Origin of the sequence: Pseudoalteromonas sp. BSi20495, assembly GCF_000241185.1 — a bacterium.
In the GTDB taxonomy this organism is placed as follows: Bacteria; Pseudomonadota; Gammaproteobacteria; order Enterobacterales; family Alteromonadaceae; genus Pseudoalteromonas; species Pseudoalteromonas fuliginea.
The window spans coordinates 25,749-45,818 of sequence record NZ_BADY01000111.1; the positions used below are offsets into that span (position 1 = coordinate 25,749).

Annotated in this window: 15 protein-coding genes; 4 read left to right on the forward strand and 11 right to left on the reverse strand. The window is 39.4% G+C overall.

Annotated features, from left to right (window positions below; translation table 11 throughout):
• Positions 1-346: 346 nt before the first annotated feature.
• The gene (locus tag P20495_RS06550) at positions 347-3,229 is read right to left on the reverse strand and encodes a pitrilysin family protein (protein ID WP_008137464.1); all 2,883 of its coding nucleotides are present in this window, start codon (positions 3,227-3,229) and stop codon (positions 347-349) included.
• 259 nt (positions 3,230-3,488) lie between these two features.
• Here P20495_RS06550 and P20495_RS06545 point away from each other — a divergent pair, with 259 nt between their 5' ends.
• Positions 3,489-4,445 (forward strand): methylenetetrahydrofolate reductase, encoded by a 957-nt coding sequence (locus P20495_RS06545; protein WP_021032136.1) that lies wholly within the window; start codon positions 3,489-3,491, stop codon positions 4,443-4,445.
• Between the two features lie 317 nt (positions 4,446-4,762).
• Here P20495_RS06545 and P20495_RS06540 read toward each other — a convergent pair whose 3' ends face one another.
• From P20495_RS06540 to P20495_RS06520, 4 genes are all read right to left on the reverse strand, one after another.
• Positions 4,763-5,746, reverse strand: a complete 984-nt coding sequence (locus P20495_RS06540) for a sensor domain-containing diguanylate cyclase (RefSeq protein WP_008137467.1) — start codon at positions 5,744-5,746, stop codon at positions 4,763-4,765.
• Positions 5,747-5,804: 58 nt separating this feature from the next.
• Positions 5,805-7,052: a DEAD/DEAH box helicase gene (locus P20495_RS06535; RefSeq protein WP_008137469.1), complete on the reverse strand. Its 1,248-nt coding sequence runs from the start codon at positions 7,050-7,052 to the stop codon at positions 5,805-5,807.
• Positions 7,053-7,228: 176 nt separating this feature from the next.
• The gene (locus P20495_RS06530) at positions 7,229-7,930 is read right to left on the reverse strand and encodes a DUF3581 domain-containing protein (RefSeq protein ID WP_008137471.1); all 702 of its coding nucleotides are present in this window, start codon (positions 7,928-7,930) and stop codon (positions 7,229-7,231) included.
• A 523-nt stretch (positions 7,931-8,453) separates the two neighbouring features.
• A complete protein-coding gene (locus P20495_RS06520; protein WP_008137476.1) occupies positions 8,454-9,875 on the reverse strand; it encodes a transposase in 1,422 nt (473 codons plus the stop codon).
• Between the two features lie 759 nt (positions 9,876-10,634).
• Between P20495_RS06520 and ltrA the strand changes: the two genes are divergently transcribed.
• The gene (gene ltrA / locus P20495_RS06515; protein WP_033016111.1) at positions 10,635-11,972 is read left to right on the forward strand and encodes a group II intron reverse transcriptase/maturase; all 1,338 of its coding nucleotides are present in this window, start codon (positions 10,635-10,637) and stop codon (positions 11,970-11,972) included.
• 97 nt (positions 11,973-12,069) lie between these two features.
• Here ltrA and P20495_RS06510 read toward each other — a convergent pair whose 3' ends face one another.
• Positions 12,070-13,887, reverse strand: a complete 1,818-nt coding sequence (locus P20495_RS06510) for a serine hydrolase (protein WP_008137480.1) — start codon at positions 13,885-13,887, stop codon at positions 12,070-12,072.
• Positions 13,888-14,020: 133 nt separating this feature from the next.
• A complete protein-coding gene (locus P20495_RS06505) occupies positions 14,021-14,509 on the reverse strand; it encodes a DUF3658 domain-containing protein (RefSeq protein ID WP_008137482.1) in 489 nt (162 codons plus the stop codon).
• A 512-nt stretch (positions 14,510-15,021) separates the two neighbouring features.
• Between P20495_RS06505 and P20495_RS06500 the strand changes: the two genes are divergently transcribed.
• Both P20495_RS06500 and P20495_RS06495 read left to right on the forward strand, forming a co-directional pair.
• Positions 15,022-15,903 (forward strand): CPBP family intramembrane glutamic endopeptidase, encoded by an 882-nt coding sequence (locus tag P20495_RS06500; protein WP_008137484.1) that lies wholly within the window; start codon positions 15,022-15,024, stop codon positions 15,901-15,903.
• 109 nt (positions 15,904-16,012) lie between these two features.
• On the forward strand, positions 16,013-16,408 hold the full coding sequence (locus P20495_RS06495) for a hypothetical protein (RefSeq protein WP_033016118.1): 396 nt from the start codon (positions 16,013-16,015) through the stop codon (positions 16,406-16,408).
• A gap of 4 nt (positions 16,409-16,412) precedes the next feature.
• Here the strand turns inward: P20495_RS06495 and P20495_RS06490 are convergent, their stop codons facing one another.
• From P20495_RS06490 to proB, 4 genes are all read right to left on the reverse strand, one after another.
• Positions 16,413-16,712 (reverse strand): hypothetical protein, encoded by a 300-nt coding sequence (locus P20495_RS06490; RefSeq protein WP_007377003.1) that lies wholly within the window; start codon positions 16,710-16,712, stop codon positions 16,413-16,415.
• A 159-nt stretch (positions 16,713-16,871) separates the two neighbouring features.
• Positions 16,872-18,356: a glutamate--tRNA ligase gene (gene gltX, locus P20495_RS06485; protein WP_008137490.1), complete on the reverse strand. Its 1,485-nt coding sequence runs from the start codon at positions 18,354-18,356 to the stop codon at positions 16,872-16,874.
• 39 nt (positions 18,357-18,395) lie between these two features.
• On the reverse strand, positions 18,396-18,755 hold the full coding sequence (locus P20495_RS06480) for a glutaredoxin domain-containing protein (protein ID WP_007377005.1): 360 nt from the start codon (positions 18,753-18,755) through the stop codon (positions 18,396-18,398).
• Between the two features lie 116 nt (positions 18,756-18,871).
• Positions 18,872-19,975 (reverse strand): glutamate 5-kinase, encoded by a 1,104-nt coding sequence (gene proB / locus P20495_RS06475; protein WP_007377006.1) that lies wholly within the window; start codon positions 19,973-19,975, stop codon positions 18,872-18,874.
• Between the last annotated feature and the right edge of the window lie 95 nt (positions 19,976-20,070).

Below are 20,070 nucleotides of genomic sequence, written 5' to 3' on the forward strand. Positions count from 1 at the left end.
CTGCACTGCCTTAAATTGATATAAAAGAGCCTTTTATCAAGTCTAACGGATTTAAAGCCTAAGGTGTTAACCCCTTAGTTATTTGTTCTGGTTATTAGGTATAACCGTTTATTAAGTTTCATTATTAAATAACCTGAACTGTGGATGATAAATCTATCTCGAGCAGCTATTTTCAGCGCTAACTGCGTTGAATTTACTGAAAATCTCTGGCTAGAGAAAATAAATTTAAATACCACCATGATTCAATACGCTAGTAAATCTCTTAACCAGAGTTCAGGTTAAATAATAAAAAAGCCCCAATACTTTAAGCATTGAGGCTTTTTCTAACACTTAAAAACCACTTAAATTATTGAAATACTTTATCGACTTTCATCACTTCAATATTTTTTACAGGAATTGCTAATTTATAATCAGCAATTACTTTATCCTCAGCAACCAACTCAGCAGGTTTATTCGTGTTGTAAACCATTGGCGATGTTTGCTGCGATGCTAAACGTTTTTGCATATCAGCGCCGTCACCAGTAATAAATACATAGTGAACATTGTCTGTTTGTAAGTTTTCTTTAATAACGCGATTTACATCAGCAAGCGTTAGCGTTTTAAGTTTGTTAGTTACGTAACTTACAAAGCTATCTGTGTTGTAAAATTCGCTATCAAGCGCGTAACCTAATTGGCGGTTTTGACTTGCCACCATTTGCGGCACAAAGTTAATTAAAAAGTTACGCGTTGCTTCAAAGTCGTCTTCGCTCATACCATTTTTAATGAGCTTATCTAGTTCAAACAAGGCGGTACGTGTTGCAAAGTGCGCATCGTTATTAGAGCGAAGCGGGCGTAACCACACTTGAAATATTTGCTCTGAGCGCCCTAGGTTTGCATCTGGCTTGGTTTGAAACATACCACGTGGAAAGTATTCAATGTATGCGTAATCGCCATAGTTCATGCCGCGAGTTTCACGAATGCGCTCATATAAAAAGCTGTTAGAACTACGGTGCTCACCAAAGTACGAACGCACAAGCCAAAGGGTTGTCCAGTCTTCGCTACTTCTTATTGTATCAATAGGGAAACCAAATGATACCGCAGTCGATTGCGCTGACTTTTCTACAATAGTTGCATGATGACCTTTAAGCGCTGGCGCATCAGGAATACTTAAACGGCTTTGCTCACCTTTTGGTAGCGTTGCAAAGTCGCTCATCATTTTAGCTTTAAGTTTTGCAGGCACAGCCCCAATTAAGCCAACCGTGAGTTTAGATTGCGTAAGCTCGCTGTTATAAAACGCTTTAACATCATCTAGCGTCAGCGCTTCTAAATCCGAAATATCACCATAGTTGTAGCTTTCGTAAGGGTGATTTTTGTAAAGCGCACTGTATAGCACTTCTTTGCCTAGCTCTTCATCGTTAGATGCTTTTAAGCCTGACTTAATGCCATCGATCATTTCTTTTTTAAGGCGTTTAAAGTCGTCATCTCTAAAGCCTGGATTTAATAATTGATCGCTCACAAGTGTATACCACTGCGCTGCATTGTCTTTATGAATACGCCCTTGAAATGACAGCATTTCTTTATCTATTTGATAGCCAAAGCTACCCGCAAGCGGATAAAGTGCTTTTTGAATATCTTTATAGCTTGTCGCCTCTGAGCCACCTTGTGCAAGCATAGCCGCAGTTAACGCAGCAACACCTTTTTTGCCTTGTGGGTCGGCAGCCGCACCGGTATTGAATAAAAAGTTAACATCGATTAATGGCGAGCCATTGGTTTTATCAAGTACTTTAAATGCAGGCTTCGCAGGTGCTTGTTCAAGCTTTGCAGTAAGCGCATTTAAATCAACTTCTTGCTCAAAACCTGGGGCTTTATCAAGTGCCGACATTGTTAATGTGGTACGTGCGTTATCAGTAAAGTATTTATTAGCAACGGCTTTAATATCTGCGCTGGTGATGTTATCTGCCGATTTATACAGCTGGTTTATAACCTCAGGATCGCGCTCAAAATGCATGTAGCTGGCAAGGGTTGATGCAATCGCTTGCGACGAATCTAAGCCATTAATAAAGCTGTACTTAAGGTTCGATTTTAAATCACTTAGCTTTTGCTCATCAACAAGCTCAGTGCGTGCTTTTGCATAAGTGCGGTTAATAGCATCGCGTGCAGTGGCTAAATCATCTGCGTTTTCTACTTTAACAAATACGTGTAATAAACCCGGATCTTTAGTCTCTGGGTTATAGGTAAACATTTGGCTGGCAATTTGTTTGTCGACCACTAGCTCTTGATATAAATCTGAATTACTAGAAAAATAAAGCTGTGAGATTAAATCAAGTGCTGCTCTGTCTTTTTTAGCAGGCTCCCACGCAGCGCCTTTGTACGATACAAGTAACCAATGCCCTGGTAGCGCTTCATCTTGCTGGTGCAAATATTTTGGTGCTTGTTGAACAGGTTCTGCTTTAATGTCAGCAACATAGTTACCCTTTTTCCAGCTGCCCCAATGCTTTTTAACCATTGCCATTGTTGCTTGTGGGTCTACATCGCCCACGATGACAAGTGACACATACTCAGGCTTATAAAACTTAGCAAAAAATTCTTTACCGTAGGCCATTTGATCTGGCATGGCTTCTATGTCTTTAAAAAAGCCCATAGTGGTGTGTTTATACGTGTGCTTATCAAACGCTTCTTCGCGTACAGCGCTTAATAATTTACGAATTGGGCTCGCGTTGTTTTTTAAGTACTCACCTTTTACCGTTTGTGCTTCTGTTCTAAATTGCTCTTCGGTGTAGGTTAAATTTTGAAAAATATCAGCTTCAAGCTCAAGTACTTTATCAAGGTGCTGCTTTGAAAAGTTTAAATGGTAATTTGTGTAATCATTTGTTGTATAAGCGCGGTTATCAACACCTGAATTTTTTAATATGTCTGAGTAAACATCTTCAGGGTATTTTTGTGAGCCTTTAAACATCATGTGTTCAAAAAAATGAGCAAAACCTGTTTTGCCCTCTTCAACTTCGTTACGCGACCCAACCGATACCGGAATTTGCAGCGACACTACATCAGGGTAATCGGTTTTAACAACCATGACACGTAAGCCGTTTTCTAGTTCTTCAATTAAGTAATCTTGTGAAAAAACACGATCATCAGCTTTATTTACTTGTTCTTGTTGTGCTGTTGTTTGCGTGCTTTGGTTTTGTTGCATGGCGCAACCTGTTAACGCCAGCGATACCGCTAAGCTGGTTGCTAATAATTTAAATTTCATTGTTGTCCCTTTTTAAATTGAGCAAATTTGTTGTCAGATGTATTACTAACTCACCCTCGATTATGCCCCAAAGCCAATAAATATAAGACCCCCAAGGGGATTTATTATGTAAACAACTGTGTCAATTATAAATTATGGGAACAAGCCCTATGAATAAACATCATGTTAGTTGAAAAACTTTCATTAAATAAATCTATCTAGACGTCTAAATGGCTGCTATATTAAATCCATCAAAACAAACTTAGCTGGAATGAGGATTATGGCTTTATCACTAAAAGAGAAGATAGTGGACACCAATCAAGGTGTTTATCTTATTGGTACTACCCCGCCTAAAATTGGCACCGATAAAGCGCAATTAAAAACCATTGCAGAAAAGCTATTAGGTCGCTTACACGAAATTGAATACGACGGCGTGATAATTTACGACATTCAAGACGAAAGCAGCCGAACTAACCAAGACCGCCCATTTGCGTTTAAACAAACCGTTGATCCGCGTGAATACAGCCATTTACTTCGTAATTTATCTGCACAAGATGTGATTACTTATAAAAGTGTGGCGCAGCGTGGCGTAGGCGAATTTAAAGATTGGCTAAGTGAAACTAAAAACGACTACGATTTACAAAATGTTGTTTTAGTAGGTAGCCCATCATCGATAGGCGATATAAAGCTAAGCCTGCCAGATGCGTATAAAGCGATGGCTGAGCAATCCGATGATTTCTTTTTAGGTGGCGTTACGATTGCCGAGCGCCATTCAAGTAAACGAAATGAGCACGAACGATTAATAGAAAAAACAGCACAAGGTTGTCAGTTTTTTATATCGCAAGCTGTTTACGATGCACAAGCTACTATAGAGCTAATCACTAGCTACGCACGTACTTGTAAAGCACAGGGTATTACACCTCAACGTATTATATTAACGTTTACCCCGTGCGGCGGCGAAAAAACCTTAGAGTTTATGCAATGGTTGGGTATCTCAGTGCCAGAGGCAACTAAATGGCGCATGCTTGATGCAGACAATACATTAAGTGAATCCGTCCGTATTTGCCGCGAAAACCTCGACTTAATACTTAAAAGCTGTGCGCACCTAGACGTGCCACTGGGCTTAAATATTGAAAGCTTAACAAACCGTAAAGAAGAAATTGACGCGTCAATTAACTTATACCGTTTATTAAAAGCCATTATGGAATTAAACCTTGCGGAAAAGCTAATAGCTTAAAGGCTAGGTAAGAGCTAATTAACACCCTTCTTGGCGAGCCTCATGGCTTGCTTTTTTATGTCCGTTCTTTGAAAAATTAATTAATAAATACAAGTAAAGATTTGCAGCTTAAGCTATCAATGAAAGCTATTTTTGGTTATTACTCTCAAGCCTTTTTAAGGCAACCCCATCGATGAGCACATAACACCAAAAATTATTCCCTCATTAGATATAAATCTAATGCTAGGGAACGTTTCAAATAAGCTTATTATTGCTAAGGAAAAAATAAAACCTATCGCAGAAAAAACTAGCCAAGTTTGTGTGGCATGAACCTCCTTTTATAATTGTGCTTTTTTAGCGAGCTTATACGCTTGTTTATTTTTATACATTGCCTGGTCTGCATCATTTAATAGTTTTTCAAATGACTGCCTTTGTTTGTCAGTAAAGCTATAACCAATACTGAGCGATAAATCGCAAACGTCTTCTTTGAGTAAGGCTTTTGAATACTCAGTCGAAATTTTATCCATAATGTAGCCAATCTTACTTTTATCGCTTACTTGCATTACCACAACAAACTCATCACCTCCGATACGCCCGACTATATCAGCATCTCTTAAATGGGTTTTTAGCGTATCTGCCAATATAATTAAGGCTTTGTCACCCACTTCATGACCAAAGGTGTCATTTAATTTTTTAAAGTCGTTTATATCAATAAATAAACAACATACATCAAAACCTAAGCGTAGCGCTAAATTAAGCTTTTGCTGAGCGAGTAAACTAAGTGCTCGGCGGTTATAGATATTAGTTAGCGCATCGAGCATGGCTATTTCGCGCATTTGTTCATAACTATAAATAAGCGCTAAGTCGTCTTCAATTAAATCGCGTAGTTGTTCTATAAGCTCAAAATATTCATTGGTATAAGTTGTTTTTTTAGTGTCTTTTAAGCATAGCGTGCCAAATACTTCGCCTTCAGGCCAATGGATTGGTAAACCTAAGTAGGATTCAACACCATCTTCAACAACCTCAGGTAGAGTGTTCCATGCATCATTATTACATGCATTATTAACGTATAAGGTATTGTTATTCTCTGCTACGTACTTACAAAAAAGAGGTGTTTGGGGGGGAAGGATAGGATTGGTCTCAAAGTTAGAGCCACCTTCGTTATTTCTAATAACAACGCGATAGCCTTTGCTTGTCGCCTGAACTATATAACCTGACGGGGCTGAAAAAAGCCCCGTTATAAGGTCGATTGTTTTTTGCCATTTATGCAAAGATATTTGGCCATCAATACCAGAAAATGCCCATTGATCGATTTCAAACATTACTTTACCTCAGCTACTTATTAGCCCCAGTATAGGCAATAAAACAAAGGAAAAGCTATTATTTACGACGCCTACTTGGCTCTCTTTTACCGGTAATACGCTTTTTATCGCGATCTTTTCGCGACTTGTTGGTGTTTTTACGATTATCTTTTGGCTTTTTATTAGGATCTGGCTCGTAGCCTTCTAACCACTGCGGTGTTAGACGCGTATCGAGTAGTACTTCAATTTCTTCTAGCAGCCATTGCTCATCAAGACTTACCAGCGACATAGCAAGTCCTTGTTCACCAGCACGACCTGTACGGCCAATACGGTGCACGTAATCCTCGGCAATGTAAGGTAGTTCAAAGTTAATTACGTATCTAAGTGTAGAAATATCTAAACCACGCGCAGCTACATCGGTTGCAACAAGTACGCGCGTAATACCTTCTTTAAAGTTTTGCAATGCACGGTCGCGTGCGCCTTGCGATTTGTCGCCATGGATTGATTCGGTTTTTAAACCGTCTTTACACATTTCTTTAGCAAGCTGATCAGCCATTTGTTTTGTGCGAGTAAAAATAAGCACTTGGCGCCAGTTTTTCATGCCTATCATGTGCGATACAAGTTCGCGCTTACGATCCTCATCTACAGCGTAAATAACTTGCTCTACTTCCACTGCGGCTGAGTTACGTTTATCAACTTCAATTAGCTCTGGATTTTTAAGTAGTTTTTTACTGAGTTCAAACACGCTGTCATCAAACGTAGCTGAAAATAGCAAAGTTTGGCGATCGCCCGGGATATGTCGCAATATACGTCTAATTTCATCAATAAATCCCATATCAAGCATGCGGTCAGCTTCGTCAAACACTAAAGAGTCTACGCTTGAAAGTACCACACTGCCTTTAACTATATGATCGAGCAGACGCCCTGGTGTGGCCACGATAACTTGTGCTGTTTTAAGTGCTTTTATTTGAGGGCCAATACTTGCGCCACCATAGGCTAAAGCGCCATTGATATGAGTGCCTTGTGCGTACTTTTCAAAGCTTGCAAATACTTGCTGAGCAAGCTCACGGGTTGGCGTTAAAATGACTACACGTGCAAGGCCTTGCTCATCTTTTTTAGGGGTATTTAAAAGCTTATGTAACAGCGGTAAAACAAAGGCGGCTGTTTTACCCGTACCTGTTTGCGCGCTGCCCATTACATCACTTCCGGCTAAAATAGGCGGAATGGTTTTAATCTGAATTGCGGTAGGTTGAGTGTAATTATTTTGCTCAATCGCTGTTAATAATAACGGGTCGAGATTAAGTGATGAGAACGTAGTGGCAGACATAGGCTTAGCTTTAAAATAACAAAGAGCGCTATTGTACGCATATTACTGTACTGCGTAAATTAACCAGCCCAGAAAAGTATTTAATCGTGATTGCTCTTTTTAGCTTTAGCGCTAAAACAATAAAAAAGGCGCTAAATCACCGTTGTATTTAGCGCCTTTTATAATTTGCTGTAGCTTTAAGCTGGCTTTAGTGTCGCTTTACGTTCGTTGTAAAACGCGATTAAATCGTCAACTGTTGCTTGGCAGTATTCGCGAATACCCGAAACCACCATGTGCTTTTCACCACTGCCCACTTTAACGCCGTTTTCTAACAGGTTAAAACGTAGTGTAATTTTTCCGCGCTTACCAGTGTACTCAAAGCTTGGCTCTGCAAATTCAAGTATTGGCGCTGTTATATCAAGGTTATCAAGATTAATAAGCATTGATTCGTAAATTACCATCGGACGAGCAGGGTTTATCATTACCTCTTGCTTGCCCATTAATGGGATAATTACATGCGGAAAAGTAGTACCAGAAAACTCAACATAATTTTTTATTAGACTATTAGTTAGTGCTGGGCATTGGCTGGTTTTACCGCTGCGCTTTACCTTTAAAATAACTTTTTCGCCATTGGTAACATCAAACTCATCGGCTCCCTCAGGGAAGTTAAGTTTGGTGTTTTCATCAACCATACCAGCAAAAGTAAATTCCATTTGTTCACTAATACCGTAGCGGTCTAGTACCAATGAAAAAAGTAAGTCTCCTGGCGCGCAAAACTTTTTGGCATCTTTGTCATGAAGTGGATTGTAATCATCAGCAACGCATTTAGCGAATCGACAACCCTGCTCACGAGAGATAGAAACATAATCAGCATGCTGCTGAAAAAAAGGACTTAACATAGTGTGTTCACTGCTTAAACTGCTTATAACCTGTCCATACTACCAGAAAAAAAATACTGAGAGGTCGAATCTGTTAGATTAGTTACTAAATAAAACAGAGCAATAAAAAACAATGACCTTTTATTTATTAGCGCTATCAATTATATGTGTTTTTCCGTACTGCAAAATATCAATAATGCGACAACCCCTTTGGCACTACTTACTAGCTTTAGGTGTTGTAAGAAAGAAATTAGCTGGACAGCCACTTTAACTGTACTAAGAGACGGTGTTTTATGGGAAGCGCCAAAAGTTATAAATTAACTATTAACGCCATAGTCTCTTGTTATGAATTTTCGTGCTTCCAGTTTAGATATTTACAAAGCCCTTCCAAGTCAGGAAATAAAGTATGGCTGTTAACACCGTGCCTATCTAATGCTTTTAGCATTGTTTTAAAATGGCAAGGATCTGACTGTCTGTAAAATGTGCTTTTTTCATAATTTTCTCCTGTGTTTACAATAAGAGAAAATTCTACGTTTGGCATCTATTATTTTTCGGGGGGATTACCAATACAGCCTAATCGCTTACTGTATTGTCGTCGCCCTATGGGGCTATCTATTTTTACTTTCATTTTGTCTACATAGCTCAGCTTTTTGCGTGATTCATTATTTATAAACTGCACCTGTCGCCCTGTTTTAATAGGCGGCTTTCGCATACATTGCTGTTGTAGCGGGCACGCTTTACAGTCTTTTAAGTAACCGCAGAATCGCGTGTATTGCTGATTGTGACTTTTTACATTTATACCACTTCGCCACATATCATTACCTGCTGGGCAGCGGCATGTTTGGGTTGCTTCATCATAATGAAAATCGTCTGAGGTAAATAATCGTGGCTTGCCTTTACTGCGTTTTAATCGACGCTTTTCTTGCTCTGTTTCGTATGTTTCGCTGTCTTTAAACAGCGGATTTCGTTTTCTAAACTGATTATCCGCAATGTAGGTATCGAACCCGCTTTTCGCCATATATTCAAGGTTCACTTCGCTGTTAAACCCACTGTCTGCGGTGAATTTGATGGTGTGTTTATCTGCCATTTTTTCTGTATTGAGTTTAGCGAGTTGTTGTTTTAACTGCGTAACAGCTGGCTGCAGAGTTTGTTGTTCGCCCACCGAACCCCACGCTTGTGCTTGCAGAATGACCTGATGTTTATCGTCATTAATCGCGATGCCGTTGTAGCCTTGAATTGTCCCTTTTGAGGTCGTCATCTTCGCGCTATCAGGGTCAGTGATATTACTTTTAACAGGCTTGCCTTTACTGCCTGTTTTCTCTTCGTGAGTGGCTAAAAACTCGGTGATTTTATCTGCACTTTTATCTAGCTTTTCTTTTTGTTTTAAATCCTGAGTTATCAATTCTTCGCCCAGTCCATCTTGTGATTGGTGGCGTTCAATAATACGTTTGCTTGCGCGTTCTAGTTTTGCTTTTTTGCGACCTAACTCATCGAATGTGCCACTCCACTCTTTACTCGCATTGGACTTTAATTTACACCCATCAATGGCAAACATGTTGCGGCCTATCAAGTCTTCCTCATCACATATCATCAGCACTTGCGTAAAAATCGGTTTAATCTGTTCATGCATTTTAGCAACGAAGCCTGCTATTGATGTGTAATGCGGCTGGATATCTCCCGACACACTCATAAATAAAATGTTCGTCTCACACGCTTTAGCAATTCGACGGCTACTGATCAAACCATGTGCATAGCCCAGTAAAATAATCTTTAGCATTACCGAAGGTGGATACGCCGCCGCGCCCGTTTTGTCATTGTTGTACCACGCGTCAAACCCCGATAAATCGAGTTTATTTTCGACAATATAACAAAGGGCATACTCAAAAGTGCCAGGCAGAATTTGCTCAGCGAAATTGATAGGAATGAATTTATTTTGACAAGATAAGTCAGGCTTGTAGTTAGCCATAACAGTTTACCGTGGGTGAATAATATCTATTAGATCACAGCGAACAGATGGATTCAAGGTTAAAAAGCAACCAACCAAGAATAGTTGTGTATGTTCCTAAAAAGAGTAATTCTACAGCCTCAACGCCCAATTAACAGGCAAAAAATTGTTGGCTAAAATAAGTGAACGTAGTGAACAAAAAGCCAACTGTTTTTTGTCCTTGTTGAATTTCTTGTGTACGCCCGACATGGGCATTGACTTATGAGGTGAAAGTCCTCTGTAGGAAGATCACCGTTTAAATAACACACTGTTATTAAACGATAACTACTAGCGAATGGCAAGGGCTAAATCGCGAGAGATAGTCTGGAGGAAGCCGCTAGCAAATCCGTGAGCTGATGAACAAAAACATCATATGAGGCGTAGGCTGGAGACGAGCTAGCACAAGATAGCGAAGTCATGTGATCTAACGGCCACCGTAAATGATGCAGTTGTGCAGAGAAAGTCGATGCACCTTATTCGGGGAGATCTGATAAACACGCATCCGCGCTAACGCTTGGAGATTACCAGTTAGGGGCTGGTTGATCAACCCTTGGCGCTCTGGTTGCTGCGACCTACAGCGAGCGAAATAGCAGTAAACAAGCGTTAGTTTAGACGCGCTTTATCGAGTAATCGCTAGAGTGATTTATCAGAAGTCAGCAGACGGCATAGTAGCCAAACGCCCATCGTAATGGAAGGGACATGGTGAAGGCCTGAACATCTTAACCAGAGGAGATACTACAAATGAACTTGAATTCACATAGATCACCGTGTTGTGATAGTGATGAACAGCGTTCGACTGTGAATAATACCTCGAATCATGACCTGATGGCAAGGGTACTGAGCAACCATAATATTGGCACTGCATGGCAACATGTTAAGCGCAATAAAGGGGCTGCGGGTATTGATAATATGAGTATTGAGGAATTTAATCACTTCGCTAAGTTACATTGGCGGGGTATTAAACAACAATTACTTAACGGCACTTATCAACCCTTGCCAGTCAAACGCGTGATAATACCCAAACCTGATGGCGGTGAGCGAATGCTTGGGATCCCCTCTGTTATCGACAGAGTGATCCAACAAGCCATTGCTCAAGTGATCAGCCCTTATTTTGAGCCTCAATTTTCACCGCATAGTTATGGTTATCGAGCTCATAAAAGAGCCAGTCAAGCAGTGAACCATGTTCAATCTTGTGTTAAACAAGGCTATAAAACAGCGGTTGATATCGACTTGTCTAAGTTCTTTGATGAAGTAGACCATGACATGCTGATGAATCGTGTTGGCCGTAAAATCAAAGACAAAGCACTCATGCGCCTACTCGGTAAATACTTACGAGCGGGAATAGCAGAGCGTGAAACCGGTCTGTGGTTTGAGTCAACCAAAGGTGTCCCTCAAGGTGGGCCATTATCCCCTTTAATTTCCAATATTTTACTCGATGAATTAGATAAGAAGCTAACCTACAAACACCTTCAATCTGCACGTTACGCTGATGACATAATCATTTTAGTAAAAACGAAAAGCGAAGGACTCATAATCCAACGGGAAATTACTGCGTTTATCACTCAGCGATTAAAACTCAAAGTGAATGAATCGAAAAGTCGAGTCGGTCCAGTATCAGGCTCGAAATTTCTTGGGTTTACCTTCCGCTACGCTCAAGTGCAGATCCACGAACAGGCGCTAAAGAAATTTAAAGCAAGTGTAAGAGAACTCACTAACCGCAACTGGGGGATCTCAATGACCCTACAAATTCATAAACTCACGCAGTATTTACGTGGCTGGGGACACTATTACCTAATAGCCAACACTTATCAGTTAACGGTGGATTTAGATCATTGGATCCGCCGTAGGATAAGAATGTGCTACTGGCGGCAATGGCGTAAACCACGCACGAAAGTACGCAGTTTAATAAAACTGGGTGTTAGCGAACGACTCGCCATAGCCTGTGGTATCACCAGTAAAGGGCCTTGTCGAAGCTCAAAAACAAAAGGAATTAACATTGCGCTAGGCAATGACTATTTAGCATCACAAGGTTTAGTGTCATTGAGAGATATTTGGATCGGTATTCATTACGGGAGATGAGCCGCCCATTGCACTTCCTGTCAATAAAAAGCGCATGATGGGTGGTGTGGGGGCTGGAGGTTAGAGACCTCCGACTACCCGATTAAAGTGCTACTCTTTATTGCCAAAATATAACGGGGAGCTGCCCCCAGAAAACCAATACTAAAACTAATTGTACCGATATCAAAATTGCCGCAACATCCAATTTAATTAGTTTACTCTGTAATTTTACTCTTAGAGAAATCCATAAAGAAAATAACAGTGTTAGTGGCAAAATTCCTGAAAGAAAAGCCAAGGAAACACTTGCCGCTGTAATATCACCAAATTGTAGAAAGGATTGCTGAACATAGAGGTATACAGGAAAGCTGAACAATAGTAGGTTTATAAATCCCCATTTTATTCGAACGAAGCTTTCTTTGTCTCGTTTAATGACCCTAATTAATCCGACTAAAAATATATAAAACAGTCCTATTAGACCAAAGCTTAAGCTTAACCAATAAAGTACCAATGCTATAATTGAAACTTGCTTAAACGTTTTAAGACCATCACTAAGAAACAATCTCCTCTCACTATCCCAATAGAAAACATGGGAAGCTTGTGTCCTGTTAACATCTCTAAATAAGTGATCGCCAACTTGAATTAAGCGCCTATCGGCATTTTGCAATGACTTCATTAGAAGGTGCTCGTTTGATTGTTCTAACCAAATAAAATTGAAAAGCATATCAATGAATTCAAATTCTGCCATGTTATTTGGGGATGGTAGATAAATGCCCTCCAACTTTGACAACCCTGTTCCCTTACCCGTGCTCTCTGCAATAGACGCTGACGCCACGCTTAGTTTATTGATAAATAATTTATTAAACTTTTCATAGTCGGCAGTTTCGTTATCCGTGTTAGCGGCGTAAAAAAATCCCTTTTTTTCATCTGGAAAAAGGCAAATATAGGCTCTAAATCCAAATGTTGTACCCGGATGACACATGCCAAGCACGTTATGCCGATCTCTATTAGCAAACGCAAGCCCATGCCCAATATTCAGGCCTTCTATATGAGCTTTAGTGTTGAAAGGATTAGTAAGCATTTTCATATGCTCAGGTTTTACAAAATTTTGACCATTTACTTTGCCTTCATTCAAAATAAAATTCATAAACTTAGCCATGTCAGGGGCGGTAGTTGTGAATTGTCCCGCAGGTCTAAGATAGCTAGACACAGCAATTTGAGTAACATTATTTTCATGATAGCCCATCGCTAATAAAGGATCGGCGTACTGACCTTGTTGGCTGATAAACTCAAAGCTACTGTCATACATTTCTAAAGGGGCTAAAAGGTTGTCATCGAGGAACTCTTCATAACGCTGGTTGGTTACAGCTTCTATAACCATTGCAAGTAATGTATATCCCATATTGGAATATGAGTATTGCGTTCCTGGTTCAGTTCTAATCTTTAATAAGTTTTGTCTGCTTGATTCAAAAGCTTTTCCAAGTGGCGTATTTGGCAAAGGTTTAGTGCTTAGTAACTGCCACATCCTGATATTGTCTAATCCAGCAGTATGATCGAGTAAGTTTTTGACCTTGATAGGTGAACGATGATGCCAAACATTGTCGAAGTTCAATCCTGGCAATAGTGCTTCAATATTGCTATCTAATGAGAGTCTTCCTTCAAATATTAAATGGAGAACGCCCATTGCCAGAACCGATTTGGTAACTGAGCCTACATGCATTTTTTGTGCAGGCATCATATGTTCAAGTTTTGAAATATTTGCATATCCAACACTACCAACCTCAACATGCCCCTTTGAAATTGTTGACCAAGATAATCCTACAATATCTTCAGTGTCGATAGTATTTTGGATTTCGGTTTCAATATGAGTATCGCTTTCGGCATAAGCAATATTTAATGAAAACAAAACTAAAAATAATGATAAGAACTTTGGATGCATCAACTTCTCAGTATACGACTAGCGCTTTAACGCCAAAATAACAGGCTAAGTAATGGTTGGCTAAAATTGTGTAGCGAAGCGAAACGTAGCCAACTGTTACGTGTCCTTGTTGATTTTCTTGTTATGTTTCGATTTACATATCAGGTAATTTAACTTCACTAAACCTCATAGCACCAAGATTTCCTTGTGAATCTAACTTTCCACGCTTTACCAAAGATTTTATTCTTTCCGCATAAAAAAGATCTGGCAAATTAAATGAATCAAGTTCATTTTGCATTGATATGCCTATAACACGCGCTACTTTCCGAAATTTAGACCTAGTGTTCGATAACAAAAATCCGTCAATTTTATCTAATTCATCCGGAGATAACTTCGAACAAACCTCTGCTTGCTCTGCTGTCAAAGGCGGATCTAAACTAATTTTAATTTCTGTTTTTAAGTCTGGAAATTGGTGGTAAATTTGTTCCTGAAATTCTCTAATTAGACCTATAGTTCGACCTAAGCCACCAACACTATACCTAATATCTCGTTCTTTTGATGTGAAATAAGCTTGTTCCATAACTTGCTCTATCAAACGAATAGATTGATTCAGTTGCTCATTCATAACTTCATCGGCTGACACGAAATACTCCTAGAAACATAACAATTTTGTCTACGACATTTGTCGTTTTATAAACCGACAAATGTCCATATTACAATGCATTTATCTTAACCATCAAATAAACATATGTAAACAATTGGTTAAATGAAAATTATTTTTAATCAGTGCAAAAATACACCAAAATGGTGGAGATCAGTAATATTGGACAAAACAACAATCACTGTCTGTATTCACAGCATTTATTAACCTAGGCAACCAACTAAATTGATAACAAAAGACGGTGTTACTAATAACAAGTACTGCTTTGGAAGTTGCTTTTTATAGGCTGACCAAGATCAAATTTTAATTTCATACACGTAAGTACTGCCTAGCTACTTATCGCTCATTACTGTCTGTTTAATAAGATAAGCCTGTTCATTAAATCTATAAACACACACCAACGATGACAGTACCGATTAGTGAAAATATAATGGTTTATTAATACAAAATTGCACGTTATTGTTTAGTACTTAACACTAGAAAATGATAAATAAATGGCTTTTTATATTCTGGCATTGTCAATATTATGCGTTTTTTCTCGCTGCAATATTCTTATAATACGACAACCCCTTTGGCACTACTTAGTAGCTTTAAGTGTTGTAAGTGCTTATGCTGAAGGTTATATAAATTTATATGCTCTGCTGAGCACTGGGCTTTACGTTGTTTTATACTACTGTGCGCTAAATACAAAGCGGGCAATAATACGCACTATATTAGGTACTGTTTTTGTTATTACCTCATTAGCATTAGCACTTCATTGGGTGCCTGGTTTTAGTAACCTCCCTATTGTTATAAACGAGCGTATTACCAGCGATGCGATTACTTTTACCCTTTATGCTAATTTTGATAAAGCTATGGCTGGGTTATTTCTTTGTGCTTACTTTTTTTCAAACTTAGATTCAAATAAAAGGCCTTTAAAAGCAGACTCTAATAAAGCGGGTCAATTAAACGTTAAACAACCCATTTTAATAGTTATTGCTACTGTTTTAGCTACGCTCATAGCGGCTTTAATGCTTGGACTTGTAAGCTTTAACCCAAAAGTGCCCGACTTTTGGTTAGCCTTTATTGCTATTAATCTTTTATTTACCTGTGTTGCCGAGGAAGCTTTATTTCGAGGTTTACTACAAACTAAGCTTAGCCAAATTATTACACCAACCCGTTTAGCGTTACTTGCTCCTTTAATTACGGCTGGTATTTTTGCTTTGGCACATTTTGCAGGGGGCATTAACTATGTGCTGGTCTCGTTTATAGCAGGCTTAGGATACGGCTATATTTTTTATAAAACGCAGCGTTTAGAATGGGCTATTTTATGCCATTGGTTAGTGAACGTTTGCCACTTCTTTTTGTTTACTTACCCTATGCTCAGTGATGTTTAAGTTACTTACAAAAACAAACAATTTATTAACCTACAAGCCTTGCGCGTATTAAATTAAATAAGTATCTTTATTCCCTAACAAAATTAATAAATTGATGGATCAATTAGATGTGCTACGAATAATAATAACCTTAAGCTTACTCATTATTTTAGCGGGCTGTTCTGGAGCTCGCTTTCACACCAATATAACTAAAGATATTTTAGCAGATCAAGTCAGTACTCGTGTTGCTAGAGGAGATCTTCAGCAGTTTTATAGTGATCAAGAAGCGCACGAGAGCGGCGCTAAACTTTTAGGTAGAGTTGAAGGGCAGTTCTGTATTAACAAAAATCATGATACTAAGCCTAATATTAGCTATAACCGTGCTAAGTCTCACGCCATTGACGCGCTTAAAAATGATACTATGAATAGAGGCGGGAATGCTTTTACTATTAACTCTTGTAGCGAAACGTCTGTATCGTATTGCGACCTATCTGTTTTATGCACCGGACAGGCCTACGACTATTAATAAATTATATATTAAGCGCAAAGCTCAGTAGTACGCGCTTTCCAGACTCGATTTTAGATACGCTGTGTTCGTACTTATCGGGTCTAAACAAATACACACGATTAAATAAATTTATAATGCATTTTGAGCATTTAAATACCCCACCTGTTTTAGGTTGCTCTAATACAAAATTGAGCTTGTAATAGCGCCCTTGCTGCACGGGATCAATATGGTTCATTACGCTGTGATTAGTTGGGTAAGTAACAAGGTTTATCGAGAATGTATTACTGCTAAAAATAGCTTTGTTTTTAACGGTTGCAATCATACTGCCTCCTATGAGTTTATATGCCTTATTGTAGCATTTAGTAAATTATGAATACTTAGGCTAAACAATATCAAAATACGATGTCATATAGCTAAACAGCCTGAAACAAAAAAGCCGAGCTTAGTAAAGCTCGGCTTTTAAAAGTACATTGTTTAGCAATTATGAACTTGGGTATTCGCGGTACGCACGCTCTATATTTTTAGCCTGCTTTTTAGAAATACCTAAATGAGCAAGGGCTACACGTAAACGAGCACGTGATAAGTCAGAGCCTAATATTTCCATTGCATCAAGCACTGACGTACTTGATGTTTTGCCTGTAATTGCGACAAAAATTGGCTCTAAAAAGTCTTTAATTTTAAGCTCGTGGAATGTTGCCACTTCTTTTGCAATTGCAAAAATAGCTGGCTTTTCAAAGCTACGTAAACCTTCAAGCTGCCATACAAAAAATTGCAGCGCTTGGCGAATCACGTTTTCGTCTGCTTTGCCGGCTGTTAATAGCGCAGGATCGTAAGTTGGAATACCACCTACAAAGTGCCCTGCAAGCTCAACCATATCCGACAGCGTATTAATACGTGTTTTAACTTCTGGTAATATTTTAGCGAGCATTTCGCCGTTAAACTTCCAATCAACAAAGCGCTGAATTAACTGCTCGTCGGTTAGGTTTTCGCGGATCCACATGCCGTTTAACCAGCTTAATTTATCTACGTCGAATACTGGACCACCAAGCGATACGCGCTTCATGTCGAAGTTTTCAATCATCTCATTAAGTGTGAACTTTTCACGCTCATCAGGCATTGACCAACCCATACGACCTAAGTAGTTAAGTACGGCTTCTGGCAGGTAACCCATTTCTTTATAGTAATTAATAGATGTTGGGTTTTTACGCTTAGACAGCTTTGATTTATCTGGGTTACGTAGTAATGGTAAGTGACCAAGTACTGGCGCTTCCCAACCAAAATCTTCGTAAAGTTTTAATAACTTAGGTGCTGAGTTAATCCATTCTTCACCACGGAAAATATGGCTAATTTGCATGTGGTGGTCGTCAACTACGTTCGCTAAAAAGTACGTTGGGAAACCATCTGCTTTTAATAACACTTGCATGTCTACGTTTTCCCACGGGATCTCAATTTCATCACGTAGGTAGTCGTTAAACTTAAATGTGCCTTCGCTTGGGATTTTCATACGTATAACGTAAGGTTTGCCTGCCGCTAAGTTTGCTTTAATTTCTTCATCTGTGTGGTTTAAACCACGACCGTCGTATTTAGGGCGCAAGCCTTCTGCCATTTGCTCTTCACGCATTTGATCAAGCTCTTCGCTTGTTGCAAAGCAGTAAAACGCTTTGCCATCGTCAACTAACTGATGCGCGTATTTTTTATATAAATCGCTACGCTCAGATTGACGGTAAGGACCAAATTCGCCACCCACATCAGGACCATGATCCCACTCAAGCCCTAACCAACGTAGGCTATCCATAATCGCAAGTTCAGACTCTGGCGTGCTACGTACTTGGTCTGTATCTTCTATACGAAGTACAAATTCACCGCCTTGTTGTTTAGCAAAACAGTAGTTAAATAAGGCGATATAAGCGGTGCCAAGATGCGGGTCACCAGTTGGCGACGGGGCAACACGGGTGCGAATTGTCATGGTATATTCTCTTTAAATAAGTGAGATAATAAAAGTGGTTTATGCAGCTACTTTGTTTAAGTAAGCAATAATATCGTTTGATTCATACAGCCATTGTACTTGGCCGTTTTGCTCTATACGCAGGCAAGGCACTTTAACTTTACCGCCTTGCTCTAGTAGCTCTTGACGATATTGCTCATTGTCTTTTGCATCACGCGTTTCTATGTTTAAGCCTTCGCGTTTAATGGCGCGACGTACTTTTACACAAAACGGGCATGCTTTAAATTGATACAGTTTAAATTGTGAGGTTTGCAGATCAAGCTGTGCTTGCTCGTCGCTTGCGCGCTTTTTACTGCGAGGAGTAAATACAAAATTAAAAAATAAGATTATACAACCTAAAAACCAACGAACTAATTTCATGTTCTGTGCTCTGCTTACAACAATTTAAGGAGCCAGATTTTAGCACAAATTTACAATCAAAAAAGTGTAATACTGCGAGAATTACACCCAAGTAATTTAATTTACTAAAAGTGCTTCTATAGCAATACCATATCATCCCTATGAAGTACTTCTGCGCCACTATCGTAATCAAGTAATTGGCCTATTTGACTAGAATGAGCACCCTTTATTTTATTTACCTCGGTACTACTAAAGCGCGTTAAGCCCCGTGCAATCACTTGATTTTTATTATCTATTAAATCAATTAAATCACCGCGTTCAAAACGTCCAAATGCATTAGTAACGCCTTTAGCAAGTAAGCTTGCGCCTTTATTTTGCAGCGCTGCAATAGCACCTGTATCTATAACAATTTGGCCGGTACTTTTAGGCCCAGCGAGTAGCCATTTTTTACGGCCATCTTTTGGGGCGGTGAGTTTTAAAAAGCGTGTACCAGGTAACTCGTCACTCATACATTTTAAAATAACGTTTTTACCTGCGCCTTTAGCAATAATAACTTCAACGCCTGCGCGCCTTGCAATGTCAGCGGCTTGCAGTTTAGTCGCCATGCCGCCAGTACCTAAATTTGTGCCACTGCCACCAGCAAGTTGGCGCAGTTCATCGTTTATATGTGTTACTTCGCCAATGAGGGTGGCATCGGCGTTTGTGCGCGGATCGCTGGTAAATAACCCTTCTTGATCGGTAAGTAGCAGTAACTTATTAGCATTAGCCAAAATAGCGACAAGTGCCGATAAATTATCGTTGTCGCCTACTTTTATTTCGCTGGTTGCGACTGCGTCATTTTCGTTAATGATGGGTACAACGTCGTAATTTAATAACGCATTGAGTGTATCGCGGGCATTAAGGTAGCGCTCTCTGTCGTCTACATCGGCGCGAGTAAGTAGCATTTGCCCTACGTTTACACCGTATAAAGCAAATAGGCTCTGCCAAATATGAATAAGTTGACCTTGTCCAATTGCAGCAAGCATTTGTTTATCAATTAAGCTTCTGCCACAGGGTTTTAATAGTTGTTCGCGCCCAGCAGCAACCGCGCCGCTCGATACTAAAATAACGTGATGACCCTGCTTTTTAAGCTCGCAGCATTGGCGTACTAATTCAACCATATGTGCTTTGTCTAGTTTATCGGTGCCGCCAGTAAGTACGCTTGTACCAAGCTTTACAACTATTACCTGTTCCCTTTGCATGTGCTTTTTACTACTGATTAATTAAAGATGAATTAATTTATACCAGCTCGGTATTTTTGAACAAGTTAAAAATATTCATGCTAGGATCTGATTTT

Coding starts and splice junctions, on each gene's coding strand:
- P20495_RS06530 (WP_008137471.1), bottom strand. CDS start 7,930: ATGTTAAGTCCTTTTTTTCAGCAGCATGCTGATTATGTTTCTATCTCT.
- P20495_RS06520 (WP_008137476.1), bottom strand. CDS start 9,875: ATGGCTAACTACAAGCCTGACTTATCTTGTCAAAATAAATTCATTCCT.
- gltX (WP_008137490.1), bottom strand. CDS start 18,356: ATGACAATTCGCACCCGTGTTGCCCCGTCGCCAACTGGTGACCCGCAT.
- P20495_RS06510 (WP_008137480.1), bottom strand. CDS start 13,887: ATGCATCCAAAGTTCTTATCATTATTTTTAGTTTTGTTTTCATTAAAT.
- P20495_RS06500 (WP_008137484.1), top strand. CDS start 15,022: ATGGCTTTTTATATTCTGGCATTGTCAATATTATGCGTTTTTTCTCGC.
- P20495_RS06490 (WP_007377003.1), bottom strand. CDS start 16,712: ATGATTGCAACCGTTAAAAACAAAGCTATTTTTAGCAGTAATACATTC.
- P20495_RS06540 (WP_008137467.1), bottom strand. CDS start 5,746: ATGTTTGAAATCGATCAATGGGCATTTTCTGGTATTGATGGCCAAATA.
- proB (WP_007377006.1), bottom strand. CDS start 19,975: ATGCAAAGGGAACAGGTAATAGTTGTAAAGCTTGGTACAAGCGTACTT.
- P20495_RS06545 (WP_021032136.1), top strand. CDS start 3,489: ATGGCTTTATCACTAAAAGAGAAGATAGTGGACACCAATCAAGGTGTT.
- ltrA (WP_033016111.1), top strand. CDS start 10,635: ATGAACTTGAATTCACATAGATCACCGTGTTGTGATAGTGATGAACAG.
- P20495_RS06550 (WP_008137464.1), bottom strand. CDS start 3,229: ATGAAATTTAAATTATTAGCAACCAGCTTAGCGGTATCGCTGGCGTTA.
- P20495_RS06480 (WP_007377005.1), bottom strand. CDS start 18,755: ATGAAATTAGTTCGTTGGTTTTTAGGTTGTATAATCTTATTTTTTAAT.
- P20495_RS06535 (WP_008137469.1), bottom strand. CDS start 7,052: ATGTCTGCCACTACGTTCTCATCACTTAATCTCGACCCGTTATTATTA.